Here is a 16,558-nt window from a genome sequence, read left to right on the forward strand (position 1 = left end):
GCCTTGCATGATGCGGCGGGCGAGGCCAGACCGGCCTCGCCCGCCTGACGCGCAATCAGCCGCCGGCGTTCCTCTGCCGCCAGCCGGCTGCCCTCGGCCCCGGCCGGTGGCGCGTCATCTCCGGCGCATCGCGCTCGGGCCGGACGGCAGCACACGTCGCGCGCCGCGCCTCGGGGTGATGACGACCGCGTCTCAGGCGGCGTTTCGCGCCGCCAGCAGGTCGCGCAGCGCCGCGGCCACGGTTTGCAGCTCGGGCGCCTCGCGCCGGCGCGGGAACGGTGCCGCCACCCGCACCTCGCGCGCCAGCCCCGCCGGACGGCCCGCGAGCACCACCACGCGGTCCGCGAGCATCAGCGCCTCCTCGATGTCGTGTGTCACGAACAGCACCGTCTTGCGGGTGGCAAGACGGATGCGGGTCAGTTCCTCCTGCATCGCCTCGCGCGTGATGGCGTCCAGCGCGCCGAAAGGCTCATCCATCAGCAGCACCTCGGGTTGTACGGCCAGCGCGCGCGCGATGGCGACGCGCTGGCGCTGCCCGCCCGAAAGCTGGCGCGGCAGGCGTGCGGACAATCCCTCCAGCCCCACCAGGCCAAGGGCCTCCGTGATGCGCCGCGTGGCCTCCGGTGGCGCGACGCGCAGCCGCTCCAGGCCGAAGCCCACATTGGCCGCGGCATCGCGCCATGGCAGCAGCCGGGGGTCCTGGAAGACCATCGCCACCGGCAGGCGGTCGGGCGCCGGCGCGGCGGCGACGGTCACCCGCCCCGAAGCCGGTGCGAGCAGCCCCGCCACCGCGCGCAGCAGCGTGGACTTGCCGACGCCGCTCGCGCCCAGGATGGCGACGAATTCGCCCGGAGCGACGCTGAGGTCGAGGCCGGCCAGCACCGCGTTGGGCGCGTTCGGGAAGGCGAGGGCCAGGCCCTCGATGCGGATCGCCTGGCTCATGCCTGCCACCGCAGCAGCCGGTCGCGCACCGCCACGAACAGCATGTCCACGATGCCGTACAGCGCCGCGATGGTCAGCATCATCACCACCACGATCTCCGTCGCGAGCAGCGAGGAGGCCTGCATCATCCGCTGGCCAAGCCCCTCCACGCCAAACAATTCCGCTGCCACCACGGCCATCCAGGCCTGCCCGAGCCCGGTGCGGATGCCGGCCAGGATGCCCGGCGCCGCGGCGGGCAGGATGACCGGCCACAGCTTCGCGGCGCGGCCGCGGTAGCCGAAGGAATCGGCCAGTTCGAACAGCTCCGGATCCACCGAGCGGACCGCCGCCTGGGCCGCGAACAGGTTGATCCAGAACACCCCGATCACGATGATGAAGATGGCCGAGGCAGGATTCACCCCGAACCACAGAATCGCGAACGGAATCCAGGCCAGTCCCGGCACGGGCCGCAGGATGCGCACCACCCAGGCCAGCAGCGCGTCCAGCCGGGCCGACAGCGCCATGGCCACCCCGAGCGCCACGCCGCCCGTCGTGCCGATGGCAAGCCCGATGCCGTAGTGCTTGAGGCTCGCGAACATGGCGGGGAACCAGTGGCCGTCCACAACCTCCTGCCACCAGGCCTGCGGCAGGACGGAGGGTGGCGGCAACAGGGTCGCGGGCAGCAGGCCGAATGTCGGCACGGCCTCCCACACCGCCAGGAAGCCCAACAGGCCAAGCAATGGCCAGCCCAGGCGCGCCAGCGCCGGGCTGACGGCTGCGCGCGGCGTCACGCGCGGCACGGGCAGACTGGTCGCGCTCATGTACGGGCTGCCCGGGCGCGCTGATACAGGCTGTTGTCGAACAGGCCATCGAGCGAGGGGGCCTGGCGGATGGCACCGAGCTTCACCTGGTAGTCCAGCATGGCGCGAGTGCTGGCCTCGATCAGCAGCGGGTCGGCGACGAAGCGGCTGGCGGGCGAGACCAGGGCGCGCCGGATCACCTCCTCCGCCACGATGCCGCGGCCCAGGGCCTGCACCACCTGCGGCGCGGCCGCACCGGCATCGCTGGCCAGCAGGTCCGCCGCGCGCAGAAGCTGTTCCACCAGGCGCCCGGCCGCTTCGGGCTGCTGGGTGAGGAAGCGCCCGGTCAGGGCAACCACGCCGCCCGGCTGGTTGGGGAACATCCGCCCCCCGGTGGCGGCGAGGCGGAGCGAGGGGTCGCGGTCGGCCAGGATGGTCAGGGCAGGCTCGCGCACCGTGGCGCCGTCCACGGCGCGGGCCAGCAGCGCCTGCTGGGTGGCGTCGATGCCCATCGGCATGATCTCCACCGCATCACGCGCCACCTTCTCCACCTCCCACAGCCAGTGCTGCAGGGTCACGTTGGGGACGGAGCCGGGCGGCTGGGTGGCGAGGCGGGCGCGCCGGCCCGTGGCGGCAAGGAAGGCGGCGAAGCCCTCGGCGGCGGGGCGCGCCTGCGGCAGTTCGGTGGCCAGGGCGCCGGTGGCGACGAAGGCCATTTCCTCGATGGCGGTGGCCAGCACCACGCGCAGATCCACCCCGCGAGCGCGCGCCACGGCGACCGGGCCAATGCCGGCCACATAGGCCTCCAGCGTGCCGGAGGCGACAGCCTGGATCATGTTCGGCCCGCTTTCGAACTGCGTGAGCCGAAGATCGAGCCCCGCCGCCTCCGCCCAGCCGGCATGGGCTGCGAGGAAGAGCGGTGCGGAACCGAGCACGGGGATGAAGCCGGCACGGATGACCGGACGCGCCTGGGCGAGGGACGGCGTGGCGAGGGAAGCGGCAAGCGGCAAGGCCAGAAGGGCACGCCTGCTGGAGACTGGGGATGCCATCGCGAGAATATCCTGCAGAGGAGGTGGAGAATAATCATCCTTGGCAGGCCGAATATCTGCGGTCAAATGCGAGATTTATGCGCTAGAAACGCCATCAGTAGTATGTTTTTTCTCTCTCGCGCGATGCCGGCTTGGAACCCTGTGCCCCAGCCCCGTGCCACCTCCCGGCCCCGCTGCGCGCTGGCGCGCCCCCGTACCAAGGGGTGCCGACGCCGCCCGTGATGCGCGACCACCGCCGTCGCGGCATCTCGCCGCCGGCTGGCGAGGCCGGATTCTGCCGGCAGGGAGGCGGCGAAAAGCATCTTGCGCATCGGCCGGCACCCCGTCAGATTGCCGCCTCGGATTATGTCTAGACATTATCGCTTGAGCCGGATGATGCAGGCCCGCAGGCCCGGCACAGGGACACTCACGGCAAGGACAGGCGCATGGCAGGCATCCGGACCGGTCCGGTGTTCAAGGGTGCAAGTCTGACCCGCATTGCCGGGTGCGCGCCCTGCGTCGGGCGCTCGGCCGCCCCTGGGCTGCCGGTGCGCCAAAGGCGGCTGGCCTCCACGGTCACCCGCATCCGGAAGTTGGCTATGATTTGGACATCGGGCCTGGGCGCCGCTCAGGCTTGAAGCTGACCGCGCTTGGAACTGGCATGTGAGCCGCACCGCCCGCTTTACAGCGTGCGGGCGCAACCGCAGCATTGATCGCAGGAAGTGGAATGACCCGCATGGACCAAGTCACTGCATCGAACCCCGACGCCGCCGCCTTCGCCGCCGACGGTGCCATCGTGCTGCGCGGCGCCTTCGCCGAATGGGTGGAGCCACTGCGCGCGGGTATCGAGAAGCTGATGGCCGACCCCGGCCCCTATGAACGCAGCTATACGCCCAAGGATGGCAGCGCGCGCTTCTTCCAGGACCTGTGCAACTGGCAGCGCATTCCGGAATTCCGTGCCTTTGTCGAGCAGGGGCCGGGTGCGGCCATTGCGCGCCGCCTGATGGGCAGCACGGGGGCCCGGTTCTTCCACGACCATGTGCTGGTGAAGGAGCCGGGAACCAGCCTGGTCACGCCCTGGCACCAGGACGCGCCCTATTACTGCGTGGAGGCCGAGCAGAGCGTCAGCTTCTGGATCCCGCTCGACCCCGTCGCGCGCGATGTCACGCTGGAATGCGTGGCGGGCAGCCATCTCTGGACCAAGGCGCTGAAGCCCAAGCGCTTCGATGGCACGGACCTGTATGACGGTGACGAGCGTGAGGACATGCCCGACATCGACGCCGAACGCGACCGCCACCGCATCCTGGGCTGGGAAATGGAACCGGGCGATGCGGTGGCCTTTCACTACCGCACCATGCATGGCGCGCCTGCCAACACCTCGCCACAGCGCCGCCGCCGCGTCTTCTCCGCGCGCTGGGTGGGCGATGATGCGGTGTTCCGTGACCGTGGCGGCCGCGGCTCACCGCCGCTGCGCCACCTGACGCTGGCCGATGGCGCGCCACTTGAAGGCGCGGAATTCCCGCGCTTCACCTGATTGCTCCCCACACAAGAACAGAGAGGCAGAGACACCATGCAAAGACGCACCATGATCGGTTCGGCCGCGGCCGCGACCGCCGCGACCCTCGCCACCCCGGCGCTGAGCCAGGGCCGCATCGAATGGCGCATGGTCACCATCTGGCCGCGCAACCTGCCCGGGCCGGGTGTCGCGGCGCAGCGCTGCGCCGATCGCATCGGCCAGCTGTCCGGCGGGCGGCTGACGGTGCGCCTGTTCGCCGCCGGCGAGGTGGTGCCGCCCGCCGGCGCCTTCGACGCGGTGGCGGCCGGCACGGCCGACCTCTATCACGGCGTGCCGTCCTTCTGGATTTCGAAGTCACCCGGCATCGGCTTCTTCGGCAGCTTTCCCTACGGCATGACGGCCTATGAGCGGCAGGGCTGGATGATGCATGGCGGCGGCCAGGCGATGTATGACGAGATGTATGCCCGCTTCGGCGTGAAGGGCTTCATCGTCGGCGACAGCGGCCCGCAATGGATGGGCTTCTTCAAGCGCGAGATGAACAGCCTCGAGGATTTCCGCGGGCTGCGCTATCGTACGGCAGGGCTGGGCGGCGAGATGTTCCGCCGCGCGGGCGCCTCGGTCGTGTCGTTGCCGGCCGGGCAGATCTTCGCCGCCCTCCAGTCGGGCACCATTGATGCGGCGGAATTCGTGGGGCCGTTCTCGGACCTGCCCCTCGGCCTGCACCAGGTGGCCAAGAACTACTATTTCCCGGGCGTGCAGGAACCGTCCTCGGCCGAGGAGATCGGCATCAACATGGGCAAGTGGAATGCCCTGCCGGATGATCTGAAGGCCGTGGTGCGCTTCTGCGCCCTGTCGCTGCATGAGGAGACCACCAGCGAGTACGACGTGCGCCACCCCATCGCGCTGAACGAGCTGGTGACGCGCCACGGCGTGGTGGTGCGCGAAGTACCGCGTGACATGCTCATCGCCTTCGGCAACATCGCGGGCGAAATCCTGGCCGAGTTCCGCGCCCACCAGGACCCGCTGGTGAAGCGCATCGCCGACAGCTACGCGGAATTCCGCAACCGCAGCGCCGCCTACATGCTGCAATCCTATGCCGGCAACTTCAATTCGCGTGCCTTGCCGATCCGCTGGGGCTGACGCGGTTGCGCCTCCTGCTCCGCGCCGCCGACGCGCATGACGCCCTGAGCAGCCATCTGGCGCAGGGCGTCAAATGGCTGGCGCTGGTCGTGGTGCTGGTGCAGTTCATCGTTGTGGTGCTGCGCTATGCCTATGGCTCCTCCTTCGTCTGGATGCAGGAGAGCGTGATCTACGTGCACGCCACGCTGTTCATGCTGGCCATCGGCTACACCTGGCTGGTGGACCAGCATGTGCGCGTGGATATCTACTACGCGGGCTGGTCGGTGCGGCGGCAGGCGGTGCTGGACCTTGCCTGCGTCGTCCTGGCGGCGCTGCCCTTCTGTGCCCTGGTGATCTGGGCCTCCTATGACTATGCGGCGCGATCCTGGATACAGAATGAAGGACCGATGGCCGTGGGCGGCGTGCCCTTCGTGCCGGCGCTGAAATCCCTCATCCCGCTGATGGGCCTGCTGCTCGGGCTGCAGGCGGTCTCGCTCGGCATACGCTGCGTGGCCGTGCTGACCGGTGCCGCTTCCACACATTTCCCGCACCGCCAGCGCCAGGGTGACGCATGAGTACTGCCGCCATCGGGCAGGTGCTGGACCTGCTGATGTTCGCCTCGCTGTGCGCGCTGATCCTCACGGGCATTCCAGTGCTGTTCCTGCTGGTGGGCTGCGCCATCGTCTTCGGCACGCTCGGCATCCTGTTCGGCGTGTTCGATACCTTCCTGCTGGGTGCGTTGGCGCAACGCATCTTCGGCACCATGACGGGCGAGACGCTGGTCGCCATCCCGCTTTTCGTCTTCATGGGTATCATGCTCGAGCGCTCGCGCATCGCCGAGGAACTGCTGGAGGCGATGGGGCGGTTGTTCGGCACGGTGCGCGGGGGGCTGGCCATCAGCGTCTCCGTCGTTGGTGCGCTGCTGGCTGCCTCCACCGGCATCGTGGGCGCCACCGTCGTCACCATGGGGCTGATCGCGCTGCCGGCCATGCTGCGGCGTGGCTATAACAGGCGCTTCGCCTGCGGCACGGTCTGCGCGGCGGGCACGCTGGGGCAGATCATCCCGCCCTCCACAGTCATGGTGATCCTGGGCGAGGTCATTTCCGCCGCCTACCAGCAGGCGCAGCTTTCCCAGGGGCTGTTCTCCATCCAGACCGTCTCGGTGGGGCAGCTCTTCGCGGGAGCCATGATTCCGGGGCTGATGCTGGTCGGGCTGTACATCCTGTACCAGTTCTTCCTTTGCCTTCTGCGGCCGGAAATGGGGCCGGCGATGCCGCCGGAGGAGGCCGAGGGAATCACCACCAGCCAACTTCTCCAGGCGCTGCTGCCGCCCATCATCCTGGTCATCGCGGTGCTCGGTTCCATCCTGGCGGGCGTCGCCACGCCGACCGAGGCGGCGGCGGTGGGGGCGATCGGCGCCACGCTGCTGGCCGGGCTGCGCCAGCAGGGCGGGGGCGCCTGGCCGATCTGGCTGGCTGGCCTCGCCGCCGTGGCACTGGTGACGCTGGGGCTGATGTTCGACATGCGCCTTGGCCGCCAGGCGCCGCCGCTGGCCGACCGCATCGCCATCGGGGCCGCGGGGCTGCTGGTGGTGGTGCTGGCCGCGGGTGTGGCGCTGGCCCTGTGGCGCACCTTCCGCGGCGGCGTGCTCGGCCAGGTCTCGCACAGTACCATGACCATCACGGCCATGATCTTCGCGACCCTGATCGGTGCGACGCTGTTCTCCCTGGTGTTCCGCGGCCTGGGTGGCGACGAGACGGTGAAGGAACTGCTCTCCCTCATCCCCGGCGGGGCGACGGGCGCGCTGGTGGCGGTGATGATCCTGATCTTCCTGATGGGCTTCTTCCTCGATTTCGTGGAAATCACCATCATCGTCGTTCCCATCGTGGGGCCTGTCCTGCTGGCGATGGGCATCGACCCGGTCTGGCTCGCGGTGCTGATCGCGCTGAACCTGCAGACCTCGTTCCTCACGCCACCCTTCGGCTTCTCGCTGTTCTACCTGGGCGGCGTGGTGCCGCGCGGGGTCGGCACCGTGGATATCTATCGCGGCGTCATTCCCTACGTGTGCCTGCAATTGCTGGCGATTGGCCTGGTGATGGCCTTCCCCGCACTCGCGACCTGGCTGCCCGCGCAGCTGTTCTGATCGCCGGGTCCGGCGGCACGCAGCCTCGTCGCGGGGCGCTCACTTGACCGTGGTCGGCATCACGGCGCATTCGCGTCGTGTGTCTGCTTCCGAATCGAGGGCGCCACCGCACCGCGGCTGGCGCTGGCCTGATACGGTGAGGGGAATGCCCATGCGTCGTCGGCTGGTCTGGTTGGTGGCTCTTCCGCTTCTGCTGCTCGGTATGGCGGGCGGGACCGTCTACCTCCGGCACTGGCGCCCGCTCGAGGTTCCGGTCGCCGCCTTCCGCCAGGATGTCCCGGTAACGGTGTTCGGTCTTGGCGCGATCGAGGCGCAGGTTCTCGCCCGCATCGGCTTCGAGCTGCCCGGCACGATCCTCGAACTGGCGGCCGACCATGGGGACCGCGTGGCCGCCGGCGCGGTGCTCGCGCGCCTCAACCCGATCAGCCAGCAGGCGCGCCTCGCGCGTGCCGAGGCCGCATTGCTGTCCGCGGATGCCGCCGCGGCGCGGGCCGATGCGCAGCGGGAGCGTGCCGAGGCGCAGTTCACCCAGAAGCAGGCCACCGCGCGGCGCCGGCGCGACCTCGCCAACCGAGGCGTCGGCAGCCAGGAAGCGGCGGAGCTGGCCGAGACCGAGCAGGAACTGGCCCGCGTCGATCTTCTCGTGAACCGCGCCGATGCGGCCGTGGCGCGTGCCGCCCAGGCCGAAGCGCGCGCCAACCTTGAGACGGAACGCGCGACCCTTGAAAAGCACACGCTGCGGGCGCCCTTCGATGCCCTGGTCATTGCCCGGTCGCGGGAGACCGGCGCTGCGCTCAATCCCGGGGAGGCGGTCTTTACCCTGGTGGCGCCCGACAGCATCTGGATGCAGGCCTTTGTCGATGAGGGCCGCGCCGGCGACCTGGCGCTGGGACAGTCGGGCGTGGTCACCCTGCGCAGCCGGCCAGGCCGGCCGATCGAGGCCCAGATTGTCCGAATCGGGCTTGAGGCTGACCGCGTGACGGAGGAGCGGCGCGTCTATCTGCGCTGCCAAGCGTGCCCGACCATGCCCGTCGTGGGTGAGCAGGCGGAGGTGGTGATCGAGACGGGGCGTCTGCCGCGCGCGAGGTTGCTGCCGGAACAGGCGCTGCATGGGTTCGACGGCGCCGCCGGGACGGTCTGGACGATCGAGGACGGGCGCCTCGCGCAGCGACGGGTCAGCATCGCCGCACGGCTGGTCGATGGGCGCGTGGCCATCACCGATGGCTTGCCGGAGGACATCGCACTGGTGGCGCGGACCAGTTCAAGCCTTGCTGTCGGACGCGCGGCGCGCGCGGTGCCGGCGCCATGAACCTTGCCATGGCCGATATCCGCCACAAGCTCGGCCGCTTCGTGCTGACCTGCCTCGGCCTGGGGCTGCTGATGGGTGTCGCGCTGTCGATGGTCGGCATCTACCAGGGCGTGGTGAGCGAGGCGCTGGCGCTGTCACGCAGCTTGCGGGCCGATCTCTGGGTGGTGGAGTCCGGTACCCGCGGGCCCTTTGCCGAAGCCTCGCGCATCCCCGGCGACGTGCGGGAGATGGTGGCACGTCTGCCAGGCGTGGCAGCGGCGGGCGCCATCACGCTGCGCACGGCGGAGGCGCAGGCGCCGCAGGGTACCATCCGGGTGCAGGTGATCGGCTATGAACCCGGCCGTCCGGGTGGGCCTTCGGTCATCGCCAGCGGACGCGGCCTCGGCGGTGGGCGGTTCGAGATCGTGGCCGATGCCCGCTCCGGCCTTCCGCTGGGCGCGACACTGATGCTCGGCCGCAATCGGTATCACGTGGTCGGCACCACGCGGGGCCTGGTCGCGTCGGGGGGAGACCCGCTGATCTTCATGCAGCTGCGCGACAGCCAGGATCTGCAGTTCCGCCTTGCGCCCGCAGCGGCGCGGCGCGCGATCGCGGCCAATTCCGCTGGTGGTGGCACAGATACGGTCAACGCCATCATCGCGCGCCTGCACCCGGATGCGGACCCGGCCCTGGTGGCGGAGACGGCGCGGCGCTGGAAGCATCTGTCCGCACTGACGGACCAGGAACAGTCGAATCTGCTGACGCAATCCGTGGTGAATCGCGCGCGCGTACAGCTCGGCATGTTCACCGTGGTGCTGTTGTTCGTCTCGGCGGTGATCATCGCGTTGATCATCTACACGATGACGATGGACAAGCTGCGCGAGATCGCGACGCTGAAGCTGATCGGCGCGCCGGATCGCACGATCATCGGCCTGGTGCTGCAACAGGCGCTGCTGCTGGGCGGCATGGCCTATGTGGCGGCCGTGGGCCTGGTTTTTGCGGCGCGTGATGTCTTTCCCCGTACCGTCGCGCTCGGCCCGGCGGAGGTCGCGGTGATGGCCGTGGTCATCACGGTGATCTGCCTGCTCGGCAGCCTCGTCTCGATCCGGGCCGCGCTCCGCATTGAACCGCAACAGGCGCTGGGGGGCTGAGGCGATGGCCGGCCCCCTGGTGCAGGTTGAGAAGCTGAGCAAGACCTTTGGTGCCGGAGAGACAGCCGTGCGCGCGCTGGCCGAGGTGGACCTCGTGGTCGAGGCGGGGGAGGTGGTTGGCCTGAAGGGGCCGTCCGGCAGCGGCAAATCGACCCTGCTGAACCTGATCGCCTGCATCCAGGAGCCCACCGCCGGCAGGCTTTCCATCGGGGGGCAGGTGGTCTGGAACGGGCAGTGGCGGGTGCCTGATCTGCGCCGGCTGCGGCGCGAGCGCATCGGCTTCATCTTCCAGTTCCACAACCTGCTGCCCTTCCTCAACGCCGTCGACAATGTGGCGCTGGCGATGACGCTGGACGGCGTGGACCGCACCACGGCGCGACAGTGGGCGGGGGCGCTGCTCGACTACCTGCAGGTTGGCAAACGCGCCTCGGCGATGCCCTCGCGCCTGTCAGGCGGCGAGGCCCAGCGCGTCGCCATCGCGCGCGCGCTGGTCAACCGGCCGCAGGTCATCCTCGCGGATGAGCCGACGGCCGCGCTTGATTCCGAACGTGCGCGTGTGGTGATGGACCTTTTGCGGCAGGTGGCGCAGGAACAACAGGCGGCGATCCTGGTGGTCACGCATGACGAGAAGATCTTCGATCGCTTCGACCGCATGGTCGCGTTGCGCGACGGCCGGATCGAGGCGGATGAGAGGCGCGCCATGTGATGGGTGCCATCCCCCATCCGTATCACGTCGGCCGCCCGGGCTGATCGGCGCGACGCCGCCAGGCCGGAAGCGCCAGGCTGGCCATGTGGTTCAGTGGGGCGGATGCTACGGTCAGGATGCGTCAGGATGCAGGGGGGGGGCTGCGCCAGGATCGGGCCGGTGGATCGCGGCCGAAGACGCCTCCGGCCTGTCGGCCTTCGTGACCACTCAGCCGTGTCTGCATCGGGGGGGCCTGATGGTCTATCCTCCCCATCCTCGGCCAGGCCGGCCCTTCGCTGGCCCTGTCCCGCCTGAACAGCACCGCTTCGGTCGCTCTGGGCCGATCCAGGACTGACTCCGCGCCAAACCCGATGCCGCGCGAGCGGTGGAATGAGCAACGGCACGAACATGACAGACATCACGCAGATCCTTTGCCCGCATTGCGATGCGATCAACCGCGTGCCGAAGGCGCGGCTTGGCGAGGCGCCGCGCTGCGGCGCCTGCAAATCGGCGCTTTTCACAGGCAAGCCGGTGGCGCTGTCAGAGGATCGGTTCCGCCGGCATCTGCGCCTCAGCGGCATTCCACTGCTGGTGGATTTCTGGGCCTCCTGGTGTGGCCCCTGCCGCACCATGGCACCAGCCTTCGAGGCGGCGGCGGCGGCACTGGAGCCGCGGATGCGCCTGGTGAAGGTCTCGACTGAAGAGGCACCGGCCCTGGCCGGCGAGCTGGAGATCCGCAGCATCCCGACCCTGGCCCTGTTCGCCGGCGGCCGGGAGATCGCGCGCCAGGCCGGCGCCATGCCGGCCGGCCGTATCGTCGCCTGGGCTGAAGCCACGGCGCCTTGATTCGGCCAGTCTGAACCGCTGCGGTTCACGAGAGGAGATCCGCTGGTGCCCTCGGCCACCCCGCGCGAACGTCTACTGCGCTGGATCGTGGCGCCGGTGGTGTCCACCACGGCGGTACTGCCGGACATGGACGTGGCCGATCCGGCGCTGATGCAGCTGGTCCTGGCGTGCCAGGTATGACGGTCTGGACCGAGCGGGACCTGCCACCCCTGCACGGCAAATGCGCTGTGGTGACCGGCGGGACCAGCGGGATCGGCCGGGCCACGGCGACAGCCCTCGCCGCAGCCGGCGCCGCAGTGATCCTGGCCGGGCGCAATGCCGCGCGCGGCGCCGAAGCCTTGGCGGTGATCGCGGAACATGCGCCCGGCAGTTCGGTGGATTTTGAGGCGCTGGACCTGGCGGATCTCGCGTCGATAGCCGACTTCGCCGCGCGGATCGCCGCCCGGCAGCACGCCGTGGACATCCTGGTGAACGACGCCGGAGTGATGGCGCTGCCGCAGCGCCGCACGACCGCGGATGGCTTCGAGCGGCAATTCGGGATCAATCATCTGGGGCATTTCGCGCTGACGGCGCGCCTGCTGCCGCTGCTGCGCCGCGCCCCGGCACCCCGCGTTGTTGGCGTCACCAGCCTTTCGCACCGTAGCGGCCGGATCGATTTCGAGGACTTGCAGGCCGAACGGCACTACGGGCCGTGGCGCGCCTACAGCCAGTCGAAGCTCGCGGTGCTGATGTTCGCGCTGGAATTGCAGCGGCGCAGCGATGCGGCGCAGTGGGGCCTGACCAGCCTTGCCGCGCATCCGGGCTGGGCGCTGACCAACCTGTTTTCGAACGGGCCAGCCTCGGAAGGCACACCAAGCGCCCTGATGCGCCTGATGCGCCTCGGCACCCGGGTATTCAGCCATTCGGCGGTGCATGGCGCGGGCCCGATCCTGTTCGCGGCGACCTCGCCTACGGCGCGCGGCGGCTGCCTTTATGGCCGAAGCTGGCTGTGGGAGTTGCGCGGGCCGCCAGCGCCAGCGCGGATCGCGCCGCAGGCGCGGGACGAACGGGCGGCGGCGCGGCTGTGGGAGGTTTCGTCCAGGCTGACCAGCCAGGCGTTCGGCTGTGCGGATCGGAGAGAATGAGTGGCAAAATCAATCGTTTGTACCAAAACAATTCATTAGACAAACACGATAAAAGTGAGCATATACGAAAGTACTAAGATAAAGGATCAGCCATGACCAGCTCAGCCCAGGCCCAACCTATCGGCCTGCCTCGCCTCAATGAAGCCGCCCCGGATTTCCAGGTGCACACCACCCATGGCGACCGCACCCTGGCCGACTACAAGGGCAAGTGGCTGGTGCTGTTCTCCCACCCCGCCGACTTCACACCGGTCTGCACCACGGAATTCATTGCCTTCGCCCGGGCTCATGACCGTTTCGCCGCACTGGGCTGTGATCTTCTGGGCCTTTCGATCGATAGCCTGTTCGCGCATCTCGCCTGGGTGCGGAACATCGAGGAGAAGTTCGGCATCGCCATTCCGTTCCCGATCATCGAGGATATCAAGATGGAGGTCGCCGGCGCCTACGGGATGGTGCATCCCGGTGCCGCCGATACGCAGGCCGTGCGCGCGACCTTCCTGATCGACCCCAAGGGCAAGCTCCGCGCGATGCTCTACTACCCAATGAGCAATGGCCGCAGCATCGATGAGATTCTGCGCCTGCTGACAGCGCTGCAGACCTCGGATGCGAACGGTGTCGCCACGCCGGAGGGCTGGCAGCCCGGCGAAAAGGTCATCGTGCCGCCGCCCAAGACCGCCGCCGCCGCAGCCGCCCGCGCCGGTGAAGGGTTTGAGACAACCGACTGGTATTTCTCGAAGCGCGCGCTGTGAGCGCCGCATCGTCCGCAAAGGACCACGCCATGACCCCGATCAACGACCACGCAGCCCATACCGCCGGGGCCCTCGGCGGCGTGCTGGCCGATACCTTCCGGCTCTACATGAAGGTGCACGGCTTCCACTGGAACGTCAGCGGCCCGCGCTTTCGTGTGCTGCACCAGATGTTCGAGGAACAATACAACGAACTCTGGCAGGCCCTGGACCAGATTGCCGAGCGCATCCGCGTGCTCGGCCAGACGGCGCCGGGTTCGCTGGCCACCATGGCGGCGCTGGGCACCTTGCCGGAGACGGAGGGCGTGCCCGGGGCGCGCGGCATGATGCAGGCAGCGCTGGACGGCCATCTGGCCCTGGCGGCCGGCGCCAAGGCGGCGCTGGCCGTGGCGGAGCGCGCGGCAGACCCGGCCACCGCCGACCTGCTCACCCAGCGCATTGCAAGCCATGAAAAGACCGCCTGGATGCTGCGCGCCATGCTGAGCGAGGAAGCGCCCGCGCTGTGACCGGGCGGCGCGAAGATGCGACAGGCGCGGGCGTGGTCGTTGCCCCCAACCGCATTCCCTGGCCGCCGATCCTGTTCGGCGCGGCCGCCATCGCGGCGGTAGGCATGGGCTACCTTCTGCCTGGTCCGGCATGGCTGCGCGCGCCGATCTGGGCAGGGTTGGGCTGGCTCACGCTGCTGGCTGGCCTCGCACTCGACATCGCCGCGATGGCCGTGATGTCCAGCCGGCGTGCCAACATCCTGCCGCATCGCGCGGCGACGGCGCTGGTCACCACCGGGCCCTTCGCCTGGTCCCGCAACCCGATCTACCTCGGCAACACCATCGCCATGACAGGTGCCGCGCTCGCCTTCGCCAATCCGTGGTTCCTGCCGGCCGCGATGCTGGCCGCAACGGCGGTGACGCAGCTCGCGATCCGGCGCGAGGAAGCGCATCTGGCGGCGCTGTTCGGCGCGGCCTGGGATGCGTACAGCCAACGCACCGCCCGATGGTTCGGCCGGCGATGACACCCTATGACAGGATGGGTGGCGAGCCCGGCATCCGGCGCTTCACCCAACGCTTCTACGCATTGATGGAAACGCTGCCGGAGGCTGCGGCCTGCCGCGCTGTGCATCCGCCAAACCTCGCCAATGCGGAGCAGCGTCTGTTCGAATATCTCTCGGGTTGGCTTGGCGGCCCGTCACTCTACATCGCGCGCCACGGCCGTCCGATGCTGCGGCGGCGCCATCTGCACGCACCGATCGGTGCCGAGGAAGTGCGTGGCTGGCTCACCTGCTTCCATCGTGCTTGGGAGGAGCAGATCATGGACACGGAACTTGGCAATGAGGTGCTGCCACAGATCGAGAAGCTCGCGCACCACATGCAAAATTGCGGTTAGACCAGATCCTGCGGATCGTGGCCGATCCGTGCTGACGTGCCGTCGCTTCGCCTGGCGACGCGCCCATCCGGCGCGCGGGTCACGACCCATGGCAGCCAGACAGAGGCGCGAAGGCTGCTTCTCTCGGCGGCCAAATCGCATGCGACCGTCGGGCGATCCTGTGACCCCACGGGCCATGGTCGCCCCGGAGCGATCCGTGCCCGCGCCACACTTCATCCGGACGCTCGATGCATCACGGCGGCATGGTGACGCTGCAGGAGGTGCTGCGGCACTGCGAACGCGGCGGACGGCGCCGCAGGCCATACCTCCTCGCTGCTGGCCGGCTTCCGCCTTGCCCCGAGGGAGTGGCGCGACAGCACCGCCTGCCGGGAAAGCCAGACCGATCATGGCCTGATCGCAAATCCACGCTTCGCCAACCCCTGCACCATCGAGCAGCCTGAGCGCGATGCCGCCCGGGGCGATGCGGTCAGGCCGTGCGGCCTGCCGGCATGAGATGGATGGCATCGCGAAGCAGCGAGATCGTGCAGCCTTCGCCGGCCGCCAGGCCGTTGCGCAGCGCGGCGTGCAGCGGCATCGAAAAGCCGAGCGTGCCGCCCTGCCTGTCGCCGACATCGAGCGTGAGGCGTGCTTCCTCGCCCATGGCCAGCAGGTCGATCACGCGCGCCGGCACCGGGTTCTCCCGCTCCCCGGCCGAGGGCCGTCCGCGGCGATGCAGTACGACGCCCGATCCCGCGACCAGCCAATCCACCGGGGTGCCGGGCAGGAAGGATGGCGCAGGCGCCGCCTCCAGCAGCGTGTCACCCCAGCGCAGGAAGGTCGCGTCGGCCGTGTGGTGCTCCACCCGGCCTTGGAACAGGTTGCGCAGGTCGAGCAGGCGCGCGACTTCGGCACTGGCGGGGCGGGTCAGCAACGCGGCTGGCGTGCCGGTCTGCAAGCCGCGGCCGCGATGCATCACCACCATGCGGTCGGCCAGCGCCAGCGCCTCCTCCAGATCATGCGTCACCAGCAGGATGGGAATGGCGAGGCTGCGGCGCAGCGATGCCAGCTCCGCCTGCAATCGCCGGCGGGTGGCGCGGTCCACGGCGGAAAAGGGCTCGTCCAGCAGCAGGATAGCCGGGTCGCGCGCCAGCGCCCGGGCGACGGCGACGCGCTGCTGCTGGCCACCCGAAAGCTCTGCCGGGCGGCGATCCTCAAGGCCCAAGAGATGCACCATCGCGAACAGGTCCCGCACGCGATCCGGCCGTTCGGATTTCGGCAGATGGCCCATCGCCGCCAGGACATTGGCCGCGGCGGTCATGTGCGGGAACAGGGCGTAATCCTGGAACACCAGCCCGGCAGCGCGGCGATGCGGCGGCAGGCTTTCACCGGTTGCGGCGTCGAACCATGTGGTGCCGGCGCTGGTGATGCGCCCTTGCTCGGCGCGGTGCAGGCCTGCGATGCAGCGCAGGACGGTCGACTTGCCCGCCCCCGATGGTCCGACGAGCGCCAGCAACTCGCCCGGCGCGATGCGCAGCGCAAGGTCGAGCGGTATCGGCCGCGACGCCGCCAGCCGCAGCGTGAGGCCGGCGGCCTCGCCGGTATCATGCATCGCGCGCGCCGCCAGCCTCAGGCATCGCGGGCCTTCCGCCCGACGCGGCGGGAGAAGGTGTTGGTCAGGCCAAGCGCGACAACCGACACGCCGAGCAGCACCGCGGACATGATGGCCGCGCCGCGCTCGTCGAAGGCCTGCACGCGATCATAGATCGCAATCGCGATGGTCTGCGTCTCGCCGGGGATGGCGCCGCCCACCATCAGCACCACGCCGAATTCGCCCA

The 16,558-nt window shown here is 69.5% G+C and carries 18 protein-coding genes and 1 pseudogene; 14 read left to right on the plus strand and 5 right to left on the minus strand.

The annotated features are described in order from the left end of the window. Positions 1–192: 192 nt before the first annotated feature. Genes Q8S40_RS22730 through Q8S40_RS22740 form a run of 3 tightly spaced genes read right to left on the minus strand, consistent with a single transcriptional unit; the run spans position 193 to position 2,770 of the window. Positions 193–942 (minus strand): ABC transporter ATP-binding protein, encoded by a 750-nt coding sequence (locus Q8S40_RS22730; protein ID WP_305672232.1) that lies wholly within the window; start codon positions 940–942, stop codon positions 193–195. After that, the gene (locus Q8S40_RS22735; protein WP_305672233.1) at positions 939–1,742 is read right to left on the minus strand and encodes an ABC transporter permease; all 804 of its coding nucleotides are present in this window, start codon (positions 1,740–1,742) and stop codon (positions 939–941) included. Before Q8S40_RS22735 ends, Q8S40_RS22730 begins: the two co-directional genes overlap by 4 nt. Next, positions 1,739–2,770: an ABC transporter substrate-binding protein gene (locus Q8S40_RS22740; protein WP_305672234.1), complete on the minus strand. Its 1,032-nt coding sequence runs from the start codon at positions 2,768–2,770 to the stop codon at positions 1,739–1,741. Before Q8S40_RS22740 ends, Q8S40_RS22735 begins: the two co-directional genes overlap by 4 nt. A 715-nt stretch (positions 2,771–3,485) precedes the next feature. Here Q8S40_RS22740 and Q8S40_RS22745 point away from each other — a divergent pair. The 14 genes from Q8S40_RS22745 to Q8S40_RS22810 all read left to right on the plus strand — a co-directional run bounded on the left by Q8S40_RS22745 (position 3,486) and on the right by Q8S40_RS22810 (position 14,744). Continuing rightward, entirely contained in the window at positions 3,486–4,283 is a 798-nt protein-coding gene (locus Q8S40_RS22745) for a phytanoyl-CoA dioxygenase family protein (protein ID WP_304809243.1), read from the plus strand. 36 nt (positions 4,284–4,319) lie between these two features. Beyond that, positions 4,320–5,405, plus strand: coding sequence for a TRAP transporter substrate-binding protein (locus tag Q8S40_RS22750; protein ID WP_305672235.1), 1,086 nt, complete (start codon positions 4,320–4,322; stop codon positions 5,403–5,405). 5 nt (positions 5,406–5,410) lie between these two features. After that, entirely contained in the window at positions 5,411–5,959 is a 549-nt protein-coding gene (locus Q8S40_RS22755) for a TRAP transporter small permease subunit (RefSeq protein WP_305672236.1), read from the plus strand. Continuing rightward, positions 5,956–7,527: a TRAP transporter large permease subunit gene (locus Q8S40_RS22760; protein ID WP_305672237.1), complete on the plus strand. Its 1,572-nt coding sequence runs from the start codon at positions 5,956–5,958 to the stop codon at positions 7,525–7,527. The genes Q8S40_RS22755 and Q8S40_RS22760 overlap by 4 nt, the downstream gene beginning before the upstream one ends. Positions 7,528–7,702: 175 nt before the next feature. Then, positions 7,703–8,836 carry an efflux RND transporter periplasmic adaptor subunit gene (locus Q8S40_RS22765; RefSeq protein ID WP_305672238.1) on the plus strand — a complete coding sequence of 378 codons (1,134 nt, stop codon included), beginning with the start codon at positions 7,703–7,705 and terminating at the stop codon, positions 8,834–8,836. Further along, on the plus strand, positions 8,833–9,966 hold the full coding sequence (locus Q8S40_RS22770; RefSeq protein WP_305672239.1) for an ABC transporter permease: 1,134 nt from the start codon (positions 8,833–8,835) through the stop codon (positions 9,964–9,966). The genes Q8S40_RS22765 and Q8S40_RS22770 overlap by 4 nt, the downstream gene beginning before the upstream one ends. 4 nt (positions 9,967–9,970) lie before the next feature. After that, positions 9,971–10,672 carry an ABC transporter ATP-binding protein gene (locus Q8S40_RS22775; RefSeq protein WP_305672240.1) on the plus strand — a complete coding sequence of 234 codons (702 nt, stop codon included), beginning with the start codon at positions 9,971–9,973 and terminating at the stop codon, positions 10,670–10,672. Positions 10,673–11,059: 387 nt separating this feature from the next. Continuing rightward, complete coding sequence (gene trxC, locus Q8S40_RS22780; RefSeq protein WP_304809257.1) at positions 11,060–11,497, plus strand: thioredoxin TrxC; 438 nt, start codon at positions 11,060–11,062, stop codon at positions 11,495–11,497. A gap of 45 nt (positions 11,498–11,542) precedes the next feature. Beyond that, complete coding sequence (locus tag Q8S40_RS22785; RefSeq protein WP_305672241.1) at positions 11,543–11,677, plus strand: hypothetical protein; 135 nt, start codon at positions 11,543–11,545, stop codon at positions 11,675–11,677. Next, complete coding sequence (locus Q8S40_RS22790; protein WP_305672242.1) at positions 11,674–12,621, plus strand: SDR family oxidoreductase; 948 nt, start codon at positions 11,674–11,676, stop codon at positions 12,619–12,621. Before Q8S40_RS22785 ends, Q8S40_RS22790 begins: the two co-directional genes overlap by 4 nt. A gap of 92 nt (positions 12,622–12,713) precedes the next feature. Then, positions 12,714–13,367, plus strand: coding sequence for a peroxiredoxin (locus Q8S40_RS22795; protein ID WP_305672243.1), 654 nt, complete (start codon positions 12,714–12,716; stop codon positions 13,365–13,367). 29 nt (positions 13,368–13,396) lie between these two features. Next, the gene (locus Q8S40_RS22800) at positions 13,397–13,870 is read left to right on the plus strand and encodes a Dps family protein (RefSeq protein ID WP_305672244.1); all 474 of its coding nucleotides are present in this window, start codon (positions 13,397–13,399) and stop codon (positions 13,868–13,870) included. A 32-nt stretch (positions 13,871–13,902) separates the two neighbouring features. Next, positions 13,903–14,373 carry an isoprenylcysteine carboxylmethyltransferase family protein gene (locus tag Q8S40_RS22805; RefSeq protein WP_305672245.1) on the plus strand — a complete coding sequence of 157 codons (471 nt, stop codon included), beginning with the start codon at positions 13,903–13,905 and terminating at the stop codon, positions 14,371–14,373. 14 nt (positions 14,374–14,387) lie between these two features. Further along, on the plus strand, positions 14,388–14,744 hold the full coding sequence (locus Q8S40_RS22810; RefSeq protein WP_305672246.1) for a group II truncated hemoglobin: 357 nt from the start codon (positions 14,388–14,390) through the stop codon (positions 14,742–14,744). A 466-nt stretch (positions 14,745–15,210) separates the two neighbouring features. On the opposite strand, the gene Q8S40_RS22815 is transcribed toward Q8S40_RS22810, so the two are convergent. Further along, a complete protein-coding gene (locus Q8S40_RS22815) occupies positions 15,211–16,332 on the minus strand; it encodes an ABC transporter ATP-binding protein (protein ID WP_305672247.1) in 1,122 nt (373 codons plus the stop codon). 17 nt (positions 16,333–16,349) lie between these two features. After that, positions 16,350–16,558, minus strand: a pseudogene (locus Q8S40_RS22820) (molybdate ABC transporter permease subunit); the annotation flags it as partial.

Origin of the sequence: Falsiroseomonas sp. (assembly GCF_030695085.1) — a bacterium.
In the GTDB taxonomy this organism is placed as follows: Bacteria; Pseudomonadota; Alphaproteobacteria; order Acetobacterales; family Acetobacteraceae; genus Falsiroseomonas.

What these genes read in the sequence shown, in the direction of transcription:
- Q8S40_RS22795 (WP_305672243.1), top strand. Translation starts at nt 12,714, where the DNA reads ATGACCAGCTCAGCCCAGGCCCAACCTATCGGCCTGCCTCGCCTCAAT.
- Q8S40_RS22745 (WP_304809243.1), top strand. Translation starts at nt 3,486, where the DNA reads ATGGACCAAGTCACTGCATCGAACCCCGACGCCGCCGCCTTCGCCGCC.
- Q8S40_RS22815 (WP_305672247.1), bottom strand. Translation starts at nt 16,332, where the DNA reads ATGCATGATACCGGCGAGGCCGCCGGCCTCACGCTGCGGCTGGCGGCG.
- Q8S40_RS22810 (WP_305672246.1), top strand. Translation starts at nt 14,388, where the DNA reads ATGGGTGGCGAGCCCGGCATCCGGCGCTTCACCCAACGCTTCTACGCA.
- Q8S40_RS22800 (WP_305672244.1), top strand. Translation starts at nt 13,397, where the DNA reads ATGACCCCGATCAACGACCACGCAGCCCATACCGCCGGGGCCCTCGGC.
- Q8S40_RS22735 (WP_305672233.1), bottom strand. Translation starts at nt 1,742, where the DNA reads ATGAGCGCGACCAGTCTGCCCGTGCCGCGCGTGACGCCGCGCGCAGCC.
- Q8S40_RS22730 (WP_305672232.1), bottom strand. Translation starts at nt 942, where the DNA reads ATGAGCCAGGCGATCCGCATCGAGGGCCTGGCCCTCGCCTTCCCGAAC.
- Q8S40_RS22760 (WP_305672237.1), top strand. Translation starts at nt 5,956, where the DNA reads ATGAGTACTGCCGCCATCGGGCAGGTGCTGGACCTGCTGATGTTCGCC.
- Q8S40_RS22770 (WP_305672239.1), top strand. Translation starts at nt 8,833, where the DNA reads ATGAACCTTGCCATGGCCGATATCCGCCACAAGCTCGGCCGCTTCGTG.
- Q8S40_RS22740 (WP_305672234.1), bottom strand. Translation starts at nt 2,770, where the DNA reads ATGGCATCCCCAGTCTCCAGCAGGCGTGCCCTTCTGGCCTTGCCGCTT.
- Q8S40_RS22775 (WP_305672240.1), top strand. Translation starts at nt 9,971, where the DNA reads ATGGCCGGCCCCCTGGTGCAGGTTGAGAAGCTGAGCAAGACCTTTGGT.
- Q8S40_RS22750 (WP_305672235.1), top strand. Translation starts at nt 4,320, where the DNA reads ATGCAAAGACGCACCATGATCGGTTCGGCCGCGGCCGCGACCGCCGCG.
- trxC (WP_304809257.1), top strand. Translation starts at nt 11,060, where the DNA reads ATGACAGACATCACGCAGATCCTTTGCCCGCATTGCGATGCGATCAAC.
- Q8S40_RS22790 (WP_305672242.1), top strand. Translation starts at nt 11,674, where the DNA reads ATGACGGTCTGGACCGAGCGGGACCTGCCACCCCTGCACGGCAAATGC.